Below are 20,710 nucleotides of genomic sequence, written 5' to 3' on the forward strand. Positions count from 1 at the left end.
GGAAGAAAGGGATGCGCGATGAAGACCTTCGGCGACACCCGGCGCCCGGCCCTCAGGGCGGACCCGCGCGGTGGCGGGAACGCCTGTGCGCCCCCGGTCCGTAGCCCGGCCGACGCCCGGCAGCTCGTCCGCCACGCCCTCGCGGCGCTCGGCCCCCTGCCGACCGCCCAGGTCGAGGACCTGCTCCTCGTGACTTCGGAACTGGTCACGAACGCGCACCGGCACGCGGGCGGCGTCACGGGCTTCGGGATCGGGGTCGGACGCGACCGGGTGACGGTGTCGGTGTCCGACGCCAGCGGGGAGCCGCCGCTGTACGAGCGCCAGGGAGATCTGCGTCCCGGTGGCTACGGCTGGCCGATCGTGCTCCGTCTGTGCCGTGAGGTGACCGTGGACGCGGGTCCGGACGGCAAGACCATCCACGCGGCGGTGACGGTCGACCGGTGAGCCGCGGCCTGGGGCCCGCGTCAGGAGGCCTCGGGGGCCGGTTCCCCGTCCGCCGGCCGGTCGGGGCGACGCTGTTCCGGGAGGGCGTGGAGCCGTACGCCCGCTCGCCCGCGCCCGGCGGGGCGTGCGGCGCGCACCGGGCGCACGCCGCAGCGGGCCCGACCTGTGGAAGGCTGAGCCGATGACCTCACGCTCGTACGACGTCCTCGCCGGGGCCCCGGACTCCCCCGTCCTCCTCCATGTCCCGCACTCCTCCCGGGTGATACCCCCGGACGTGCGCGACGGCATCCTGCTCGGCGACGGGGAACTGGACCGCGAGCTCGACCACATCACCGACGCCCACACGGCGGAGATCGCGGCCGTCGCCGCGGCGGCCGCCGGCGCGACCCCCTGGCGGTTCGTCAACCGGCTGTCGCGGCTGGTCGTCGACCCCGAGCGCTTCCCCGACGAGCGTGAGGAGATGCTGGCCGTCGGGATGGGGGCGGTGTACACGCGGACCACGCACCGGGCCGCGCTCCGCCCCGCCGGATTCGACCCGGCGCCGCTGATCGACCGGTACTTCACGCCGTACGCCGAGGGCATGGCCGCCGCCGTGGCGGCGCGCCTCGAGGCGACGGGGCGCGCGGTGGTCGTCGACGTCCACTCGTACCCGACCGAGCGTCTGCCGTACGAGCTGCACGGCGAGGGGCCCCGCCCGCCGGTCTGCCTCGGCACCGACGCCTTCCACACGCCGCCGGCCCTGCTGGACGCGGCACGGGAGGCGTTCGGCGGGTTCGGGGGCCTGGCGACGGACACGCCCTTCGCCGGGACGTACGTACCGCTGGCGTACTACGGCACGGACCCGCGGGTCAGCGCGCTCATGATCGAGATTCGGCGCGATGTCTACATGAGTGAGCCGGGCGGCGCGGCGGGACCGGGGGTCCAGGCGCTCGGGGCGGCCCTGGCGGCGCTCGTCGCCGCCGTGCCGCCGCACCCGTCTGCGTAGGGACGCCCTCGCGGTCCCGGACGCCTGCTCACGCGTTCGGTCGCGGCCGAGTGGCCCGCGGGCGGGGGCCGTGCGCAGGCTGGGGGTGGTCCCGGGAGGGGCCGCCCCCGCGCGTGAGGAGACCGTCGATGACCGTGCCCGATCCCGCCCCGTACCGGTACGACGACCTCAGCGCGCTCTACATCAACTGCACGCTCAAGCGCTCCCCCGAGGTCAGCAACACCGAGGGTCTGATCGGGCGCAGCCGGTCCGTCATGGAGGCGCAGGGCGTGGCGACCTCCCTGGTGCGGGCCGTCGACCTGGACATCGCGACCGGGGTGTGGCCGGACATGACGGAGCACGGCTGGGAGTCGGACGCGTGGCCCGCGCTGTACGAGCGGGTGATGGCCGCCGACATCCTCGTGCTGTGCGGACCGATCTGGCTCGGTGACAACAGCTCCGTGATGAAGCGGGTGATCGAGCGGCTCTACGCCTGTTCGAGCCTCCTCAACAGCGCTGGCCAGTACGCGTACTACGGCCGGGCCGGCGGCTGTCTGATCACCGGCAACGAGGACGGCGTGAAGCACTGTGCGATGAACGTCCTCTACAGCCTCCAGCATCTGGGGTACACGGTGCCGCCGCAGGCGGACGCGGGCTGGATCGGTGCGGCGGGCCCCGGGCCCTCCTACCTGGACCCGGGCTCGGGCGGCCCCGAGAACGACTTCACCAACCGCAACACCACGTTCATGGCCTGGAACCTGATGCATGTCGCCGGGCTGCTCAAGAGGGCGGGCGGCGTCCCGGCACACGGCAACCAGCGCTCGGCGTGGGACGCGGGCTGCAAGCCGGACTTCCCGAACCCCGAGCACCGCTGACACGTGGGACCGACGCGGTGAGCCGCATGGCCTCCCCCGTTCCGACCGCGTCCCGGACCCCGGCTCCGACCGCGTCTCAGGCCCCGGCACCCACCCTCGTTTTGGATTGTCGGAGGATCATCAATACGATCCGGCGATGATCACGAGAAAACGGCTGGCGACCGGGGCCTGCGCGCTGCTCGCCGCCCTGAGCGTCGCGCTCCTGCCGACGGGCGCGACCGCGGACGCGCCGGTGGCGAAGGAATCCCCCAAGGTCGAGCTGGTCCTCGACGTGAGCGGCTCCATGCGGGCCAAGGACATCGACGGCAAGTCCCGGATGGCCGCGGCCAAGCAGGCTTTCAACGAGGTCCTCGACGCGGTGCCGTCGGAGGTCCAGCTCGGCATCCGCACCCTGGGCGCCGACTACCCCGGGCAGGACCGCAAGCGGGGCTGCAAGGACACCCGGCAGCTCTACCCGGTGGGCCCGCTCGATCGCACCGAGGCCAAGACGGCCGTGGCCACCCTGGCCCCGACCGGCTGGACCCCGATCGGTCCGGCGCTGCTCGGAGCGGCCGAGGACCTGGAGGGCGGTGACGCCACCCGGCGGATCGTGCTCATCACGGACGGCGAGGACACCTGCGCCCCGCTCGACCCGTGCCAGGTGGCGCGCGAGATCGCGGCGAAGGGCATCCATCTCGTCATCGACACCCTGGGCCTGGTGCCGGACGCCAAGACCCGGCAGCAGCTCACCTGCATCGCGGAGGCCACCGGAGGCACGTACACCTCCGTCCACCGCACCGAGGACCTCTCCCGCCGGGTCCGGCAGCTGGTCGACCGCGCCGCCGACCCGGTCGTGACGCCCGTGGCCACCGAGGGCGCGCTGCGCTGCGCCGACGCGCCGCAGCTCAAGCCCGGCCTGTACACCGACCGCGAGGCCTTCGGCCAGCACCGCTGGTACCGGGTGGATCTGCTGCCCGGTCAGGAACTCCGCGCCTCCGTCAGCGTGTCGGCGGACCGCGCCGTCAACAACGACTACGGCGTGCTGCTGCGTGCCGTCACCCGCCACGGCCGGGAGATCGTCCGCGGCTCCGAGGCCGGTGACGGACGCACCGACGTCATCTCGACGGGCCTGCGCTACCCGAAGCCGGAGCTCGACGACGAGCCCGAGGACGGCAAGCCGGCCGCGGAGTCGGTCTGTCTCCAGGTCAGCAACTCGTTCTCCGCTCCCCCGTCGGTCAAGACGACGCCGGGCATGCCCATCGAGCTGACGGTGGACGTCGTCGACGGCCCGTCGACCGCCTCGGACGTGGCCTCGTTCGGTCTCGGCCGCGGCTGGTGGCTGCTCGGCGCGCTGGTGCTCGTCGGATTCGTGGCCGGTCTGCTCTGGGGCTGGCTGTCCCGCTGGCGCGTCGCTGTCTGGAGGACCCACTGATGCGTACCGTCCGCACGCTCGCCGCGGCCGCCCTCACGGGCGCCGCTCTCCTCGGACTCGCGGCCCCGGCCGCCCTGGCCGACTCCCCCTCGCCCTCGACCGACCCGGGCAAGGACGCCTCCACCGCGGGGCCGACGGAGGCCGGAACCACGTTCCGTACGGCCGCCCGGTTCCTCCCCGGCCAGGAGGCCACCGCGCAGGCCGCCACGGGTGACTACCTGTACTGGGTGTTCCCGGCGGACACCGGGCAGCGGCCGACGGTGGACGCCACCGTCACCCTGCCCGACGCGGCCCTGCGGCACGGGCCCGCCACCTGGCGGGTCGACGTGTACGACGGGCTCCGGCGGCGCCAGCCGTGCATGTACGGGACCCAGTCCCGCGCCGCGGCGAAGGAGACCGCGACCGTGCGGCTCACCTGTGTGCTGCGGCCGGTCCGCGCCTCGGCCGACACCTGGTCGAACGACCCGCTGCCCGGCAGCTACTACGTGCGGCTGACCGCCACCTCGCTGCCGGACGAGGACCTCGGCCAGCCGTTCACGGCCCGGCTCGGGGTGAGCACCGTCGACAAGGGCGGCGCCTACGCGACCGACGGCTCGCTCTCCGCGCCGCTCGTCCCCGGCGCGACCACGGCCGACCAGGCGGAGGCCGACGAGGAGGCCGGCCGGCCCTCCGCCGTCGAGGCCGCGGCCCCGGAGGACGGCTGGTCCTCCGGCTGGTGGTCCGACCGCTGGCTCTGGACCGCGGCGGGCGGCTTCCTCGCGGCCCTCGCGGGCATCGGCGGCTATGTGCTGACGCGCGGCGGCGGACGGCCGTCCCGGGTCCCACCGGCCGCCTGACCGGTCCGTGGAACACCCCGAAGGCCCTCACCGCGTCGATGCGGTGGGGGCCTTCGGGTGTTTCCGACGGTCGCGGGCGGGTTCAACGGCGGGCGACCGGACGGGCCGGGAACCCGTGGGCGCGGGCCCCCGCCACGATCGCCACCACCGGGACGAGGAGGACGAGCACGCTCCACGACAGGGCGCCCGCGCCGAGGACGTCGAGCAGGACACCGCCGGCGATGCCGCCCGCCGCCATGGCGGCGTTCCAGAGGCTGACCAGCAGCGTCTGGGCGGTGTCGGCGTGCTCGCCGCCCGCGTCGGCGACGGCCGTCTGGAGGAGGGTGGGCGCGCCGCCCCAGCCGAACCCCCAGAGCGCGGCGGCCGTCAGGACGAGCCCGGCGCCGCCGGCCGGGACGGCGAGCACGGCGGCGGCCACGGCGACGAGGATCGTGCCGGCGAGGGTCAGGATCCGGAGCCTGCGGTCGATGTGCCGTCCGGTGAACCAGATCCCGGCGAGCGAGGCGGCACCGAAGACCAGCAGGACGAGGCCGGTGGAGCCGGCCAGGCCGAGATGGCCGAGGTAGGCGGCGACGTAGGTGTAGAGGACGGTGTGGGCAAGGACGAGGGTGAACGTGACGGCCAGGACCGGGAGGACGCCGGGCACCTTCAGGGTCCGGGCGACCGGGGCGCGCCCGCCGTGCGCCTCGCCCGGCAGGTCGGGGACGGCGAGGGCGATCCAGCCGAGGAGCGCGACGGCGATCACGGTCATGGCGGTGAAGGCGGCCCGCCAGCCCACGGCCTCGCCGAGGAAGGTGCCGGCCGGCACGCCGAGGGAGAGCGCCAGGGGGATGCCGGTCATGGCGACGGCGACGGCCCGGCCCTGGAGGTGGGGCGGGGCGATGCGCCGGGCGTATCCGGCGAGCAGGGCCCAGGCGACGCCCGCGGCGACCCCGGCGAGGAACCGGGCGCCCATGGTGAGGGCGTACGAGGAGGACACGGCCGTCACGGTGTTGGCGGCGGCGAATCCGGCGACCGAGGTGAGCAGCAGCCGCTTGCGGCGCCACGCGGCGGTGCGGGCGGCCAGGGGGACGGCGGTGAGGGCGGTGCCGAGGGCGTAGACGGTGACCGCCTGGCCCATGGCGGCCTCGCCGACGCCGAGGTCGGCGCTCATGCCGGGCAGGACACCGGCGGGGAGGGTCTCGGTGAGGCTGGTGACGAAGACGGCGGTGGCGAGCGCGAGCAGCGCGAGGAGCGGCAGCCGGCCGGAGGGCGCGGGGGGCTCGGGGGTCGCACGAGCCTCAGGGGTGGAAGGGTTCTCAGGGGTGGCGGGCGCGGCGGAACGGGCCGCCGCTGTCGTGTCGTTGGCCATGGAACTATGCTCGAACCCTCACATTGATGTGAGGGTCAAGCGAGTCCCTGGAGGGGGCGTCCATGCGGATCGGGGAACTGTCGGAGCGCACCGGAACACCGCGCCGGCTGCTGCGCTACTACGAGGAGCAGGGTCTCATCGTCGCGGACCGGCTGCCGAACGGCTACCGGGTCTACGACGAGTCGAACCTGGACCGGGTCATGCAGATCCGGGGCCTCCTGGACGCCGGTCTGCCGACCCGGATCATCAAGCAGATCCTGCCCTGCCTGAACAAGCCGCGGATCATCCATTTCCCGGACGCCACCCCGGAGATGCTGGCGACCCTGGAGGACGAGCGGGACCGGATGACCGAGCGGATCCGCTGCCTCACCCGGAACCGGGACGCGGTGGCGGAGTACCTGGACGCGGTACGGGAGAAGCTGGAGCCGTCCGCCTGACCGGAGGTCAGGTCATCCGGCGCGCGCCGTCGAGGACGGCCTGCCGGATGCGGTGGTAGGTCCCGCACCGGCAGATGTTGCGGATCGTGTCCAGGTCCGCCTCGGTGATCTCGCGGCCGGCCTCCCGGGCCCGGCGCACCTCCGCGACCGCGGTCATGATCTGGCCCGGCTGGCAGTAGCCGCACTGGGCGACGTCGAGGTCGAGCCATGCCTCCTGCATGGGGTGGAGGTCGCTTCCGACGGTGTCGGGGAGTCCCTCGATGGTGGTGACCTCGTCGTCCGGGGCGAGGTCCTCGACGGGCACGGCGCACGGTGTGAACGCCTTGCCGTTGAGGTGGCTCGTACAGGCCCGGCAGACGCCGACCCCGCAGCCGTACTTGGGTCCGGTGACGCCCAGGACGTCCCGGAGGACCCAGAGCAGCCGGACGTCGCCCTCGACGTCGGCGGTGACGGCCTTGCCGTTCAGGATGAAGGTGTGCTGCGGCACGGATGCTGCTCCAGGTCTCAGAGGGCGCGGTCGCGGCCGTCGGTCGGCGAGGCGGGGACGGGCGGGACGGTCGGCAGGGGGGTGAACGCGAGCGGATCCGCGTGGTTGACGGGGAAGACCGTCGGCATGGTGCCGGTGGCCCGTCCGTAGGCGCAGGCGACGGCGGCCATGGCGCCGGCGACCGCGAGTTCGCCCGCGCCGCCCGGCTTGTCGCCGGTCGAGGGCATCACGATGATCTCCAGCTCGGGCGGGGTGTTCCACTGCCGGGTGTAGAAGTACTGGTCCCAGCTGCCTTCGAGGAAGTGCCCGTCGCGCAGGTGGAGGCCGGAGGTCAGGGTGATGGCGATGCCGTCCGAGATGCCGCCCATCATCTGGGCCTCCAGGCCGCGCGGGTTGACGGCGAGACCCACGTCGACGGCGCAGACCACCTTGGTCACCCGGGGCCCGGTGACCGCGCCGGGGATCTTCCGCCCGGTGGTCCCGGGACGGCAGTCGATCTCGACGAGCATGGCGACGACGGAGTGGTACTCGGTGTGGACCGCGATGCCCTGGGCGGTACCGGCGGGCATGGTGCGGCCCCACTCCCCCACCTCGGCGACCTTGTCGAGGACGGCGCGGGCGCGCGGGTCCTTCAGGAGCCGGCGGCGCATCGCGTACCCGTCCTGGCCCATGCGCCGGGCCAGTTCGTCCATGACGAGTTCCTGCGCGCAGCGGACGTTGGGCGAGTAGATGTTGCGCATCGACCCGGTGTTGAAGCCCTTGTCGGTCTCGGAGAGCAGCTGGGTGGTGACCCCGAGGTGGTAGGGGCTGATCTGGGTGAGCGTGAACATCGTCTCGGAGAAGGCGAGGTCGCCGACGGGCAGCCGGGCCGCCTCCGCCGTGAGGAGCTCGCCGATGCCGTGCCCGAAGTCGGTGGCCACGGAGGTGTGCCGCTGCTCGTACGTGAGGACCTCGCCGAGCGTGTACGTGGCGCGGACCCGTGAGGTGGACATCGGGTGCGTACGGCCCTGGCGGAAGTCGTCGGTCCGGTGCCACATCAGTTTGACGGGCTTGCCCATGGCGCGGGAGATCTCGGCGGCCTCGGCGGCGGCGTCGTGGAAGAGCTTGCGGCCGAAGGAGCCGCCGCCCTCGGTGACATGGACGCGGACGGCGGAGACCGGCAGACCGAGCTTCAGGGCGATCTGTTCCTGGGCGACGATCGGGGCCTTGAGCGAGCCCCAGATCTCGGCGGAGTGCTCCCGGACGTCGGCGATCGCGCAGTTGGTCTCCAGGGCGGCGTTGCTGGCGAAGTGGAAGGTGAAGCGGGCGTCGACGGCCTTGGTGAGCAGCGGCAGCGGCGGTACGGCCAGGGGGAGTTCGGCGCGGCGGAGCTTCGCGAGGACGGTCGCGTCGGAGGCGCCCTCGGCGGTGCCGGGCCCCCAGTCGACCCGGAGGGCGCGCACGGCGTCGACGCACTGGCCGAAGGTGCGGCCGCGGACGGCGACGCCGGTGGAGACGGTGACGACGTCGGTGACGCCGGGCATGGCCCGGACCTCGGCGAGGTTGGCGACGGAGCGGACCGTGCCGTTGATGGTGGGCGGGCGGCAGACCATGGTGGGCAGGGCGTCCGGGACCTGGAGGTCCATCGCGAACTTCTTGCGGCCGGTGATCGCTTCGAGGGCGTCGACGCGGCGCTGTCCGGTGCCGATGAGCCGGAAGCGGTCGGGGTCCTTGAGGGTGACCTCGACGGCGGTGTCGGACACGGCGGCGGCCTTCACGGCGAGCTCGCCGTAGCCGAGCAGCGCGCCGGCCGGGGAGAGGACGGAGCCGGCCTTGGTGGTGAGGGTCCCGACGGCCTCGCCGAGGACGAGGGAGGCGGCGCGCAGGAGCCGGCCGCGGGCGACGGCGGCGGCGACGCGCAGGGGGTGGTAGGTGGAGTACGTGGTGTTCGAGCCGCCGGTCAGCTGGTTGAAGAGCAGCTCGGGCCGCGCGTCGGCGAGCGTGACCTTGACCTTGTCCAGGGGCAGGTCGAGTTCCTCGGCGACGATCATGGCGCTGGAGGTGGTGATGCCCTGGCCCACCTCGGCGCGGGGCAGCGCGAAGTGGGCGGTGCCGTCCTCGTCGAGACGGATGGTGATGAGGTGGCTGGTGGGCAGGGCCGCGAGGGTGAGCAGCTCGTTGAGGTCGAGGAGTTCGGCGGGTCCGGGGAGCGAGGGGATGAGCGCCGGGGCCGCGGCGGCGGCCTGCCGGGGCGCGAGCGCCTCGGCGCCGAGCTGGGCGGCGACGGTGAGGGTGGGGGCGGCGAGAACGTATCCGAGGAACCGGCGCCGACTCGTACCGCGCGTCGCGTCGCCACCGTCCACACCCTCGGAACGCGCGGTTCCGTCCCCGCTGCCGGTCGTGGGGTGGTCGTCCCGCACGGGGTGCCGCCTCGCCATTCGGTGTGCCCTTCGTCATGGTCCCGGGGCCGACGCCCGGGTGCCTCCTCGGATGCAGTGATCATCGCTCATGTGGGCGCCCACCGGGAGTCGTTCGACCCGCCGAGTGTCAGGTCACCGTCAACCCCACCCCCCTCCCCGCGACCGTCGGGCGTGGGCCCGGGCCCTCGGGACGGTGCCGGGCGTCGAGAGCCCGGCGCGATCGGCACGACACCCCCTAGGGTGCCGCCATGACCGAAGCCGCACACATCACCGCCACCCGCCGCTCGTACGACACCGTCGCCGTCGACTACGAACGGCTGCTCAGCGAACAGTTGACCGAGGCCCCGCTCGACCGGGCGATCCTCGCGGAGTTCGTGAGGGCGGTGGAGACGGTGGAGGGACCCCGCACCGTGGGCGATCTCGGGTGCGGTACGGGGCGGGTGACGTCGCACCTGCGGGACATCGGGGCCGACGCCTTCGGCGTCGACCTGTCGCCGGGGATGATCGCGGTCGCCCGGGACACGTACCCGGGGCTGCGCTTCGACGTGGGGTCGATGACCGCGCTCGACCTCGCGGACGCCTCGCTCGGCGGGGTCCTGTCCTGGTACTCGACGGTGCACATGCCCGAGGAGGAACTCGTCGCGTCCTTCGCCGAGTTCCGGCGGGTCCTCGCACCCGGCGGCCACGTCCTGGTCGCCTTCAAGGTGGGGAACGGGCACGTCCGCCTGGAGCAGGCGTACGGCCACGAGGTCACGCTCGACGTGTACCGCTGGTCACCGGACCGTATCGCCGAGCACCTGGCGGCGGCCGGGCTCGTCGAGTCGGCCCGCCTGGTGCGTGAGCCGCACCCCCGGGAGAAGACGCCGCAGGGCTTCCTCCTGGCGCGGAAACCGCGCGCCTGACCCGGCCCGGCCCGTCGGCGGAGCCGTACGGGAGGGGCGGCGCACCGGTGCCGTACGGGCGCCGCGCGCCGGGCGGACGGCCCCTCGCGCCGCCCGGGAACGGAGCCGCGCGCCCGAGCGGCGCAGGGCACCCGAGCGGAGTTGGGCGGACGAGATCCTGGCGCGCTGGCCGCCGCCGGCGATCAGGGCGTTGACGGATGCCATCGGGTCGCCGCCCACCGACCGGGCGAGCAACGCACCGACCACCACCGGACCGAGGGCGACGGCGAGTGCCGTGCCGGTGGCGGTGACGTGCTGGAGGGGGCGGCTGCGCCGGACGTCGAAGGTCATGGTGACAGTCCAGCAGCGCGCGGGCGGCGCCGTATCGGTCCAGGTACTCAGACGGGCGCGGGTGGCTACTCAGACGTGATCGCGCACCAGGCCCCGGGGTCTCCCGCACGAACGTTTCTTCCGCGATCCTCGGGGTCGGCGGACGCGACGAGGCGTTCCCGAGCGGGCCATGGGAGGCGGGGCAGCCGTGACGACGGAGACGACAGAGGCGACGGGGACGAGGCGGGTGGCGGAGGCGGCGGAGATCGCCGGGAGCCGGGCCCCGCTCGGTACAGCGTCCGTGCCCGCGGCCGTGCTCGTGGTGCGGCACGAGGAGGAGGCCGGCGCGGGGCTCGTCGGTGAGCGCCTCGTACGGGCCGGCCTCCGGCTCGACGTGGTGCGCGCCTGGGAGGGCGAGGCGCTGCCGGCCGGCCTGGGCGGCCACGCGGGGCTGTTGGTCCTCGGTGGGGCGGTGAACTGCGAGGACGACGACGCCGCTCCCTGGCTGCCGGGGGTCCGGGCGCTCGTCCGGGAGGCCGTGACCGAGGAGATACCGCTGCTCGGGATCTGCCTGGGCGGACAGATCGTCGCCCACGCCCTGGGAGGCTCGGTCACGACACGTCCCCAGGGGCCGGAGTTGGGCGCCGTGCCGCTGCGGAGGCTGCCGGCCGCGACGGACGATCCGGTGCTCGGAGGGGTGCCGGACGGCGCCCTCGCGGCGCAGTGGCACTGGGACGAGGTGCACCGGCTGCCGTCCGGCGCGGTCCCGTTGCTGACGGGCGACGACTGCCCGCACCAGGCGTTCCGGGTCGGGAGCGCCTGCTGGGCGGTGCAGTTCCACCCGGAGGCGGGCGGGGACACGGTGGCGGAGTGGGCGGCCGAGGACGGCGAGCGGCTGCGGGAGTCGGGCACCGACCCGGAGGCGTTGGTGGCCGCGGTACGGGAAGCCGAGCCCGAACTCCGGGCGGTCTGGGGCGCGGTGGCGGAGGCCTGGGGCGCGGTGGTCCGCGCCCACGCGGACGCGAGGCGGTGGCGTCCGCTCGTCTAGGGCCTGTCGACGAGCCCCGGGAAGAGGCAAGAGAACAGCAGGACGGAGACCGGGGCCAGGGCGGCCGTCGTGAGGCGGCGGGCCGGGTGGCGGCGGAAGGTCCAGAAGGCCCCGTCCCCTCCCCCGGGCCCGTCCGCGCGCATGCGTCCGGGTACTCAGGTGAGTGCCCGCGCGGCGCGTCCGCTTGGCCGGGCGGGGGGCGGTGGGGTTGCTTGACCGGGGCGCCGTACCGTACGAGCACGCACCCCAGAACGAAGGAGACCGCCGCCATGGCCGACTACCGGATCGAGACCGTCCGCACCGGGTACCGGAACTGGACCGCCCGGAACGACCGGGGCGCGGAGGTCCGGATGGCCGCCGCCGACGACGCCGACGCCCAGCCCTCGTTCACCCCGGTCGAGCTGCTGCTCGCGGCGATGGGCGGCTGCGGCGGGCTCGTCGTGGACCGGACCGCGCGGGCCGTGGACCACGACGACCTGAAGATCGTGGTGGAGTCGGTCTCCGGGCCCGAGGACGACGGCCGGGTGGGCCGTATCCGGGTCAGCTACGAGTTCGAGCTGCCGGACAACAACCCGAAGGCGGCCGAGGTGTTCGCCCGCGGGGTGCGTCTGACGCACGAGAAGTTCTGCACGGTGAGCCGCACCGTGGAGCACGGCGCGCGCGTGGAGGCGATCCTGCCGGACGGCACGGTCGGCTTCGAGGGCTGATCGCCCGCGCTCCCCCGGTTCACTCCTCGATCGCGCCGCCGATCCGGCGCAGATGCTGCCGGAAGGTGTACGCGGGGTCCTCGGCCCGGGCCGCCAGATAGGCGTCGAACCGGGTCTGGGCGCGGAGTGTCTCCCCCGCCCTGATGCGACGGGCCTGTTCCCGCTCCGTGCCGAACAGCGTGCGGGCCACCTCGATGACGGCGTCCGCCCGGGCGGCCGGCACGAAGAGCACACCGTCGTCGTCGGCGAAGACGACATCGGCGGCCGTCACCGCGTGCTCGCCGAACCGGGCCGTGGTCAGCGCGTCGGGGTCCCGGGGGTCGACACGTACCGGGCCGGGCGCGTGCCGTCCGTACGAGAAGACGGGCAGCCCGATCTCGACGAGGTCGGGCGTGTCCCGGTGCAGGCCCCAGACGACGACCCCGGCGACACCCGCCGCTTCCGCCTCCAGGACGGCGAGGTCGCCGATGCAGGCCTCGTCGCGGCGGCCCGCGTTGTCGATGACGAGGACGTCACCGGGCCCGGCCCGGGTGAACGCCTCCAGGAAGACGTCGACGCTGCCGTAGTGGCGTACGGGCAGCGCCCGCCCGGCGACCCGCCGCCCCGCGACGACGGGCAGGATCCCGGCGGGCGCGGCGCGCAGCGGCTCGCCCAGGCGCACGCAGGCGTCGGCGACGAGAGGGGTGGAGAGTTCCGCGAAATCGGCCAGATCCTTCGGCATCAGGCGTTCCGTTCGGTGACGAGTACGGTACGGCGGGCTGCGCGATGCTATCGGGTGACCCGGTGCGACCGGCTGACATCCCCGCGACCGGCTGACGTCCGGTGCCTGTGACCGGCTGACGTCCGGTCCCCGCGACCGGCTTGAGGCGTCGCGGTCGGCCGACGGCGTGCGACCCGGCCTCGCACGCCCCGCCGGCCCCGGCGACCGGCCCCGGCGGCCGGCCGGCCTCGCGCGCCCGGACGGCGTCCGCCCGCGTGCTCCTGGCGTGCAGCCCCGGCCCGCGCTCCCTACGATGAAGGCAATACCTCTCCAGAGCGAGGCACCATGGCCGCAGAGGATGCCGCCTCACCCGCCGGCCGTCCCGCGGGTCTGAAGGCGAATGCGATCGGGTTCGTCGACGCCCTCGTCATCGGACTCAACTCCACCTCCCCCGCGTACTCCCTGGCCGCCGTCATCGGCCCGATCGTCGCGCTCGCCGGGATCTACGCGCCCGGCGTGATGTTCGCGTCGTTCATCCCGATGCTGCTCATCGCGTCCGCGTTCTACTACCTGAACAAGGTCGACCAGGACTGCGGTACGACGTTCTCCTGGGTCACGCGCGCGATGGGCCCGTGGGCCGGATGGCTCGGCGGCTGGGCCATCGCGATGACCGGTGTCCTGGTCGTCGGCTCGCTCGCCGACGTGGCCGTGAGCTTCGCGCTGCTCTCCTTCGGCCTCGACAGCTGGGTGGACAACGCCTTCGTACGGCAGTCCCTCACCGTGCTCCTGATCCTGGTGATGACGGCCATCTGCGTCATCGGCACCGAGCTGTCGGCCCACGTGCAGAACGTCCTCATCCTGGCGCAGGTCGCCTTCCTGCTGGTCTTCGTGGGTGTGGCGCTGTACAAGGTGTACGACGGCACGAGCGCGTACGACTCCGTCGAACCCGCCCTCAGCTGGCTCAACCCCTTCGGCGCCGGAGGCGCCGCCCTGACCGGCGGGCTGCTGCTCGGCGTGTTCATCTACTGGGGCTGGGAGTCGGCGGTCAACCTCACCGAGGAGGTCAAGGACTCCGCGACCGCTCCCGGCAAGGCCGGCCTCTGGTCGACCGTCATCCTCCTGGTCACGTACGTGTCGGTCGGGTTCGCGGTCGTCGCGTACGCCGGTCCGGCGTTCCTCGCGGAGAACGCGGGCGAGGAGGAGTTCATCTTCGCCCAGCTCGCCACCGACGTGCTGGGCGGCTGGGACTGGGTCCTGCTCCTGGCCGTCTCCACATCCGCCATCGCCTCCACCCAGACGACGATCATCCCGGCCTCGCGGACCGCGCTCTCCATGGCCCGCCGTCGTGCGCTGCCCGCGCACTACGGCCACATCAGCCCCCGCTTCCGTACCCCCGATGTGAGTACGTGGTGGGTCGCCGCCATCGCCATCGCCTGGTACCTGGTGGTGAACCAGATCAGCGCCAACGCCCTCTTCGACTCGTTGACCGCGCTGTCGCTCCTGATCGCCTTCTACTACGCGCTCACCGGGATCGCCTGCGCCGTCTACTACCGGCGTCACCTCCTCGAGAGCGTCCACAACTTCCTGCTGATCGGGCTCGGCCCGCTCGTCGGTGCCGGGCTCCTGACCTGGCTCCTGGTGAGGTCGGTCTCCGACATGTCCGATCCCGCGAACTCGTACAGCGGCACCTCGTGGTTCGGCCTCGGGCCGCCGCTCGTCATCGGTATCGGCATCGCCCTCACCGGGGTGATCGTCATGATCGTCTGGCGGCTGCGGTCGCCCGCCTTCTGGGAGGAGCGGCCGGGCGTGGCCGACCCCGACCTGGTGCACGGCAAGGAGCGCTGAGATGTCGGTCGTGCTCGGTTACGACGAATCCCCCGGCGCGGCCCGCGCGCTGCGGATCGCGGTCGAGGTGGCCGCCGCCTTCGACGAGCGGCTCGTGCTGGTCTACGGAGCGGCGGCGCCCGGTCCGCTCGGCGAGGAGTACCGGTCCCACTACGAGGCCATCCGGCAGACCGGCCGGGCAGGACTCGAACACGCGGTCACGGAGGCCGACCGGGCGGGTGTGCCGACCGTCGTCGAGGTGCTCGACAAGAACCCGGCCCAGGCCCTCATCGACGCGGCGACGCGCCACGCGGCCCGCGTCATCGTGGTGGGCAGCTGGGGCGAGAGCCCGATGCGCGGCGCGCTGCTCGGCTCCACACCCCACAAGCTGCTGCACATGTCGACCGTGCCGGTGCTGTGCGTGCCGCCGGAGGAATGACCGGAGGGGAGGAGGGGCCGCTCGTCACCCGTCCCCGGACGGCCCTGCCCCAACCCCCCCGTCCGCCCGCCCGCCGCTCATGTGCGCGGGAGGACCGTGACGCGGGCCAGGGCCCAGGAGGTGTGGTCGAAGGAGGTCTTCGCGTTGGCGTCCGCCACCTCCAGGCGCAGGACCCGGACGCCCCGCACGTCCACGTCCACCGGGACGGGGCCGCCCGCGGCGGTCAGGACGGGGCTGGTGAACAGGGCGCGGTCGTCGCCGTACACCGTGGCGCGGGTGGCGCCGACGGAGCTCTGGCGGGCCGAGAAGTCGTCGATGCCGACCAGGGCGGTGAACCGGTTCCCGGCTCCGCCCAGGTGGAAGGCGACATCGCTGTGGGCGTGGACGCCGAGCCCCTTGGCGTAGGTGGTGCCGCCGAAGGCGATCGGGGTGCCGTCGCCGCCGGCGTTCTTGCCGTTGGACGCGTCGCGTTCCACGGGGCCCCAGCCGTTGACGGCGTGGATCCAGGTGAGGTCGGAGAGGTAGCTGTCACGGGTGGGCGCCGAGGGCGGAGTGGTGACGACGCCGGCGTCCTCGTACCGCACGGGACCTCCCGGGGCGAGGGCGGTGCCTTCGGCGGTCAGGGTCCACGGGGTCGAGGCGGGGGCTCCGGCGGGCGGGGTGACCTGCCAGCCGACAGTGAGCCCGGCGCCGGGAGCGAGCTGCGCGGCGGAGGTGGGCGTGACGGCCTGTACGGTCCAGCCCGCGGGTGCCCGCAGGGCGAGGGCCGCGGAGCTCCAGGGCCGGGACGAGCCGTTGCCGAGCGCGGCGGTGACGGTGAAGGCCTGGCCCGGGACGGCGAGGGACGGCACGGTGAGGGTCGTGCCGAACGCGGCGCGGGGGTAGGTGTCCTCCCAGGAGGAGCGCATCAGCGCGACCAGTTCGGCGGCCCGTGCGGGGTGACGGGACGCGAGGTCGGAGCTCTCGCCGGCGTCGGTGGCAAGGTCGTACAGCTCCACCTGCCACTGGTCGTCCGGCAGCGCGTGGTCGCGGACGGGGGCGAACCTGACCGCCTTCCACCGGTCCTTGCGGAGCGCCTCGGCGAGCCAGGTCGCCCGCTGCTTGTCCTGGGCGTTCGCCCGGGAGGTGACGCCCCGCTCGTCGCGGAACCAGTACAGGTGGTCGTGGAGCGCCGCCTCCGTGCCTCCGGCGAGCAGCGGCGCGACCGAGAGTCCGTCGACGTCGGAGGGCGCGGGGGCGCCGCCGAGTTCGGCGAGGGTGGGGAGGAGGTCGGTGAGCGGGGTCGGACGGTCGCTCGTACCGGCCCTGACCCGGCCGGGGCCCCAGACGACGAGGGGGACGCGGACGCCGCCCTCGTACAGGTTGCGCTTGTAGCCGCGCAGCGGTCCGTTGGAGTCGAACAGGTCGGGGTTGACGCCGCCCTCCTCGTGGGGGCCGTTGTCGCTGGTGACGAGCACGATCGTGTCGTCCGCGAGGCCGAGGGCGCCCAGCCGGTCGACGACGTCGCCGACGAGGGCGTCGAAGAGGCTCACCTGGGCGGCGTGCCCCTTGTCGGCGGCGCTCCACGTCCGGGAGGCGTACGCGCCGTGGTCGGGGATGTCGCTGGGGGCGTGGGGCACGGTCGGGGTGAGCAGCAGGAGGAACGGTTCGGCCGCGTGGCGGTCGAGGAAGTCCAGCGCCCGCTGCCGCAGCAGGTCCGGGGCGTAGGCGCCCTTGGCGCCGCCCGCGTTGGCGGCGATCGGCTCCTTGACGCCGTTGTGCCAGAGGTAGGCGGGGTAGTACTGGTGGGCGTGGCCGTGGTCGATGTAGCCGTGGAACTCCTCGAACCCCCGGGCGTTGGGGTGGCTGTCCTGGCCGGCGCTCTCCGGCCCGAAGCCCCACTTGCCGATCACCCCGGTGCGGTAGCCGCGGGCCCTGAGGACCTGGGCGAAGGTGGTGTCGGCGGCGGTGAGGGAGCCCTGCGCCCCGGACGGGTTGGCCCGGACGGTCGCGTGCCCGGTGTGCAGACCGGTGAGGAGCGAGCAGCGGGAGGGGGCGCAGACGGCCGCCGTCGAGTACGCGTCCGTGAACCGGAGCCCTTCCGCGGCGAGTCCGTCGAGGCGCGGGGTGGTGATGAGCTTCTGGCCGTACGCGCCGAGTTCGCCGTACCCGAGGTCGTCGGCGAGCACGACCACGAGGTTCGGCGGGCGGGTCGGTGCCGCCGTGCTCCCGGTCCCGTCCGCGGCCGGTGCCGGTGCCGCCGTGGCGTCGGCGGCGGTCGCGGGCAGGGCGCCGAGGCCGAGGGTGGCGGCGGACCCGGCGAGGAAGCGGCGGCGGCTGGACATGGTGAGGGCTCCTTGGGCGGGGAGTCGGACGCGGCGCGCGGGCATACCGGGAACGGCTGGATGCCAGGGGCGGGCAAGGGCCTGTCGTCGCGCCCCTGACATCAGCCGAGCATGGCGGCACCCGCCCCGGCGGACCATGCACGGCGTATGAAAAGCGTGTGACACACGCCTGTTGAGCCGGACCGTCCCCGCCGGGCGCGGGCCGGTTCCCCACCGGGACCGCCCCGGCCCCGCGCCGGACCGGCTCCCCGCCCGGGGCCGTCCCCACCACTCGCCGGACCGGCTCCCCACCCGGGGCCGCCCCCGTCCCGCCGCCCCCGCTCAGTCCAGGTGTCCGGACCCCTCCTGTCCTCCGTCCAGCCAGAGTTCGCGGACCCGCTGGACCGGGTCCGCGGCGACCCGGGGCTCGATGTCCCAGATCTTCGTGGCTCGTCCGGTCGCCGTGTAGCGGGGCCAGTCGGCGCCCGGGTCCTGGTCCGTCACGAAGGCGACCCAGGCCCGGTGCATGGCGTCGGCGAGTGCCTGCGGCGGTGCGTCCCCGGCGACGGCCGGGACTCCCTCGGCGTCGAGGAGGTCGAAGGCGAAGGGCAGGTCGACGCAGTGGAAGGCGAGGTCCGCGGCGGGCGAGCGCCAGGTGAACTCGTAGAGCCAGGTGGGCCGTTCACGGGCGGCGCGGGCGTCGGCGACGGCGAGGTTCGGGGCGCGGAAGGTGGCGTCGGTCAGCGCCTGGCCGAAGAGCCGCTCCGGGCCGCCCTCCGCGTACGCCTCCGCGAGGGCGTCGGTCCGCGCGGGGTCGAGGCCGAGTCCGCCGAGGAGGACGGGCAGCGGCGGGCCCTCCGGGCCGGGCGCGGGGAACATCGTGAACTCGTGCTCGGTGAAGCCGAGCATCAGCGGCACGTCCGCGCCCGCCTCGCCCGTCGTGAGCGCGTCGAGGACGGGCAGCGGGATGAGCTCGCCGTCGGCGAAGGGGGCGAAGGACAGCATGGGCGGCAGGCCCTCGCGGTCGGGCCCCGGCTCGTTCACGCGGTCCTGGAGGGCGAGGATCTCGTCGTCGCCCAGGTCGCGGAGGGCGGCGGCGGTGGCCGGTACGCCGGTGCGGGCGGTGAGGAGCCGGGAGGCGGCGCGGGCGGCCTCGGGGCCGTCGGGGCGCGGGACGGCGCCCGAGACGGAGAGCGCGCCGCGGAACAGGCCCTGGGCGGCGGGGACGGCGAGGAGGGTCTGGACGGCGCCGCCGCCCGCCGACTGTCCGGCGACGGTGACCTTGGCGGGGTCGCCGCCGAAGGCCGTGATGTTGTCCCGTACCCATTCCAGGGCGGCGATCCAGTCGCGGACGCCGCGGTTGTCGGGGGCGTCCTCCAGGTGCAGGAAGCCCTCGATGCCGAGGCGGTAGCCGAGCGAGACGAGGACGACGCCGTCCCGGTTGAAGGCGGCTCCGTCGTACCAGGGGCTGGCCGCCGAGCCGGCGACGTAGCCGCCACCGTGGATCCAGACGAGGACGGGCAGCGCGGCGGCGGGGTCGGTGCCGGGGGTGAAGACGTTGAGGTTGAGGATTCCGGCGCCCGGGACGGAGGGCTCGGGGATGGTGGTGATCTCGGCGAAGGGGCGGCGCTGCGCCGTCGGGCCGTACGCGGTGGCGTCCAGCGGCTCCGTCCACGGCTCCGGCGGCACGGGCGCGGCGAACCGCAGGTCGCCGACGGGCGGCTGCGCGTACGGGATGCCGAGGAAGCGCAGGCTGCCGTCGGCCCGCCGCTCGCCACGGACGGGACCGCGGTCGGTGATCACTGTGCTGCCGGTGGTGGCCCTGTTCGTGCCGGTGGTGCTCATGGGTGCTGCTCCTTCTGCGCGGGGGCACACGAAGCCCGGGGCAGGAGCCTGCCATCGGTCACTTACACGTGTCAACGTGTGCCGTCGCGCGTACCTCCCGCCGGGGCAGCAGCAGCGTTGTCGCGAGCAACAGGACGCCCGCGAGGCCGATCGCCGCACGGGGTCCGACAGCGGACGCGAGAAGCCCCCAGAGCGCGGTCAGGGCCGCGAGGGAGGTCTTCGCGGTGACGGACCAGGCGGTGAGGGTACGGGCGACGCGGTCGGTCGGCGTCAGGTCGAGGCGGTGGGCGGCGAGCACCGGAGTGAACACGGCGGCGCAGGTGATCAGCGCCAGCTCGACCGCCATCACGAGCACGAGGCCGGTGACACCGGGGTGGACGAAGGCGAGGCCGACGGGCCAGCACGCGCGGAGCGCGCCCGAGGTCCACAGGACCCGGTGCCGCCCGTACCGGGCGACGAGCGGCCGGGAGAGCCGTGAGCCGACGAGCCCGCCGACACAGGGCACGGCGAAGGCCAGCCCGTACTGCCAGGGGGCGAAGCCGAGTGGTCCGAGCATCAGGACGGCGAGGAGGGGTGCGGTCGCCATGATGAGCCCGTTGACCAGGACCGAGTTGAGGAACAGCGGGCGCAGGACGGGCTGGGCGAGGATGTGCCGCCACCCTTCGAGAAGGTCGCCGGCCCTCATCCCCGACCCCTCCTTGCTCGCGGGGCGTGGCTCGCGCCCCTTGATCGCGCGGATGCCCGCCGCCGAGAGCAGATAGCTCAGGGCGTCGACCAGTACGGTCGCCACCGGGCCGAGGAGGGTGACCAGAGCGCCGCCGAGCGGCGGTCCGACGACGGTCGCGGTCCAGGTCGTGGATTCGAGCCGGGCCTGTGCGACGAGCCGGCCCTCCGCCGGTACGAGCGCCTTCAGGCAGGCACCGGAGGCGGCGCCGAAGGTGATGTCGGCCGCCGCGACGACCACGGAGACGACCAGGAGCTGGACGAAGCCGAGCCGGTCCAGCGCGTACGCGGCGGCGACGCTCAGCATCGCCGCGCACCGCACGAGGTCCATGGCGATCATCACGGGCCGCTTGCGGCGGAACTCCACCCAGGGGCCGAGCGGCAGCGCCACCGCCGCGCCGACGGCGGCCCCCACGGCGGCCAGCGCGGCCACCTCGGCGGAGCCCTTGTGGAGCACGGTGATCGCGAGCAGCGGGAAGGCGTTGAAGGCGACCCAGGTGCCCAGGGTGCCGGCCGCGTAAGCCGCCCACAGCCACCCGAAGTCCCGTCCGAGGGACACCCCGCCCGCCATGCCCGTGCCCCTCTCGCCGACCGGCCGCACAACCGTGGACCGCCGGGCGCCATCAAAGCGAGCCGAGGACCCGCAGATCAAACAACCGGGCGCACGGACGGCACAACCTGTGGTTGTCGGTCCGGGGTGTGGGCG

Annotated in this window: 18 protein-coding genes; 11 read left to right on the plus strand and 7 right to left on the minus strand. The window is 74.2% G+C overall.

The genetic code is table 11. The features are described from left to right. Window positions 1–18: 18 nt before the first annotated feature. From ACIP8Z_RS01775 to ACIP8Z_RS01795, 5 genes are all read left to right on the plus strand, one after another. The gene (locus tag ACIP8Z_RS01775; RefSeq protein ID WP_402077423.1) at window positions 19–444 is read left to right on the plus strand and encodes an ATP-binding protein; all 426 of its coding nucleotides are present in this window, start codon (window positions 19–21) and stop codon (window positions 442–444) included. Between the two features lie 181 nt (window positions 445–625). Continuing rightward, window positions 626–1,429: an N-formylglutamate amidohydrolase gene (locus ACIP8Z_RS01780; RefSeq protein WP_402077425.1), complete on the plus strand. Its 804-nt coding sequence runs from the start codon at window positions 626–628 to the stop codon at window positions 1,427–1,429. 128 nt (window positions 1,430–1,557) lie between these two features. Beyond that, complete coding sequence (locus ACIP8Z_RS01785) at window positions 1,558–2,283, plus strand: flavodoxin family protein (protein ID WP_402077427.1); 726 nt, start codon at window positions 1,558–1,560, stop codon at window positions 2,281–2,283. A 136-nt stretch (window positions 2,284–2,419) separates the two neighbouring features. Then, a complete protein-coding gene (locus ACIP8Z_RS01790) occupies window positions 2,420–3,694 on the plus strand; it encodes a VWA domain-containing protein (protein WP_402077429.1) in 1,275 nt (424 codons plus the stop codon). Beyond that, a complete protein-coding gene (locus ACIP8Z_RS01795; RefSeq protein WP_402077432.1) occupies window positions 3,694–4,530 on the plus strand; it encodes a hypothetical protein in 837 nt (278 codons plus the stop codon). Before ACIP8Z_RS01790 ends, ACIP8Z_RS01795 begins: the two co-directional genes overlap by 1 nt. A gap of 82 nt (window positions 4,531–4,612) precedes the next feature. Here the strand turns inward: ACIP8Z_RS01795 and ACIP8Z_RS01800 are convergent, their stop codons facing one another. Beyond that, window positions 4,613–5,881: an MFS transporter gene (locus ACIP8Z_RS01800; RefSeq protein WP_402077435.1), complete on the minus strand. Its 1,269-nt coding sequence runs from the start codon at window positions 5,879–5,881 to the stop codon at window positions 4,613–4,615. Between the two features lie 62 nt (window positions 5,882–5,943). Here ACIP8Z_RS01800 and ACIP8Z_RS01805 point away from each other — a divergent pair, with 62 nt between their 5' ends. Then, entirely contained in the window at window positions 5,944–6,318 is a 375-nt protein-coding gene (locus tag ACIP8Z_RS01805) for a MerR family transcriptional regulator (protein ID WP_319312379.1), read from the plus strand. Window positions 6,319–6,325: 7 nt separating this feature from the next. On the opposite strand, the gene ACIP8Z_RS01810 is transcribed toward ACIP8Z_RS01805, so the two are convergent. Next, the gene (locus ACIP8Z_RS01810) at window positions 6,326–6,805 is read right to left on the minus strand and encodes a (2Fe-2S)-binding protein (RefSeq protein WP_319312377.1); all 480 of its coding nucleotides are present in this window, start codon (window positions 6,803–6,805) and stop codon (window positions 6,326–6,328) included. A 17-nt stretch (window positions 6,806–6,822) separates the two neighbouring features. Further along, window positions 6,823–9,222 (minus strand): molybdopterin cofactor-binding domain-containing protein, encoded by a 2,400-nt coding sequence (locus ACIP8Z_RS01815; protein WP_402077437.1) that lies wholly within the window; start codon window positions 9,220–9,222, stop codon window positions 6,823–6,825. Between the two features lie 230 nt (window positions 9,223–9,452). On the opposite strand from ACIP8Z_RS01815, the gene ACIP8Z_RS01820 reads away from it, so the two are divergent. From ACIP8Z_RS01820 to ACIP8Z_RS01830, 3 genes are all read left to right on the plus strand, one after another. Continuing rightward, window positions 9,453–10,106, plus strand: a complete 654-nt coding sequence (locus ACIP8Z_RS01820; RefSeq protein WP_402077439.1) for a class I SAM-dependent DNA methyltransferase — start codon at window positions 9,453–9,455, stop codon at window positions 10,104–10,106. A 517-nt stretch (window positions 10,107–10,623) separates the two neighbouring features. Then, entirely contained in the window at window positions 10,624–11,463 is an 840-nt protein-coding gene (locus tag ACIP8Z_RS01825) for a type 1 glutamine amidotransferase (protein ID WP_402077442.1), read from the plus strand. Window positions 11,464–11,732: 269 nt separating this feature from the next. Then, window positions 11,733–12,170, plus strand: a complete 438-nt coding sequence (locus ACIP8Z_RS01830) for an OsmC family protein (RefSeq protein WP_073902499.1) — start codon at window positions 11,733–11,735, stop codon at window positions 12,168–12,170. A gap of 19 nt (window positions 12,171–12,189) precedes the next feature. Here ACIP8Z_RS01830 and ACIP8Z_RS01835 read toward each other — a convergent pair whose 3' ends face one another. Further along, entirely contained in the window at window positions 12,190–12,891 is a 702-nt protein-coding gene (locus ACIP8Z_RS01835) for an RraA family protein (RefSeq protein WP_402077444.1), read from the minus strand. A 324-nt stretch (window positions 12,892–13,215) separates the two neighbouring features. Between ACIP8Z_RS01835 and ACIP8Z_RS01840 the strand changes: the two genes are divergently transcribed. Both ACIP8Z_RS01840 and ACIP8Z_RS01845 read left to right on the plus strand, forming a co-directional pair. After that, on the plus strand, window positions 13,216–14,715 hold the full coding sequence (locus tag ACIP8Z_RS01840) for an APC family permease (RefSeq protein WP_402077446.1): 1,500 nt from the start codon (window positions 13,216–13,218) through the stop codon (window positions 14,713–14,715). Window position 14,716: 1 nt separating this feature from the next. Then, window positions 14,717–15,133, plus strand: coding sequence for a universal stress protein (locus tag ACIP8Z_RS01845; protein WP_266974444.1), 417 nt, complete (start codon window positions 14,717–14,719; stop codon window positions 15,131–15,133). A 77-nt stretch (window positions 15,134–15,210) separates the two neighbouring features. Here the strand turns inward: ACIP8Z_RS01845 and ACIP8Z_RS01850 are convergent, their stop codons facing one another. The 3 genes from ACIP8Z_RS01850 to ACIP8Z_RS01860 form a co-directional block, all read right to left on the minus strand. Then, on the minus strand, window positions 15,211–17,457 hold the full coding sequence (locus tag ACIP8Z_RS01850) for a sulfatase-like hydrolase/transferase (protein ID WP_402077449.1): 2,247 nt from the start codon (window positions 17,455–17,457) through the stop codon (window positions 15,211–15,213). Window positions 17,458–17,778: 321 nt separating this feature from the next. Further along, complete coding sequence (locus ACIP8Z_RS01855) at window positions 17,779–19,281, minus strand: carboxylesterase/lipase family protein (protein WP_402077450.1); 1,503 nt, start codon at window positions 19,279–19,281, stop codon at window positions 17,779–17,781. A 58-nt stretch (window positions 19,282–19,339) separates the two neighbouring features. Further along, a complete protein-coding gene (locus ACIP8Z_RS01860; RefSeq protein WP_402077452.1) occupies window positions 19,340–20,575 on the minus strand; it encodes an MFS transporter in 1,236 nt (411 codons plus the stop codon). Window positions 20,576–20,710 lie beyond the last annotated feature (135 nt).

Source organism: Streptomyces sp. NPDC088553 (assembly GCF_044752965.1).
Taxonomy (GTDB): Bacteria; Actinomycetota; Actinomycetes; order Streptomycetales; family Streptomycetaceae; genus Streptomyces.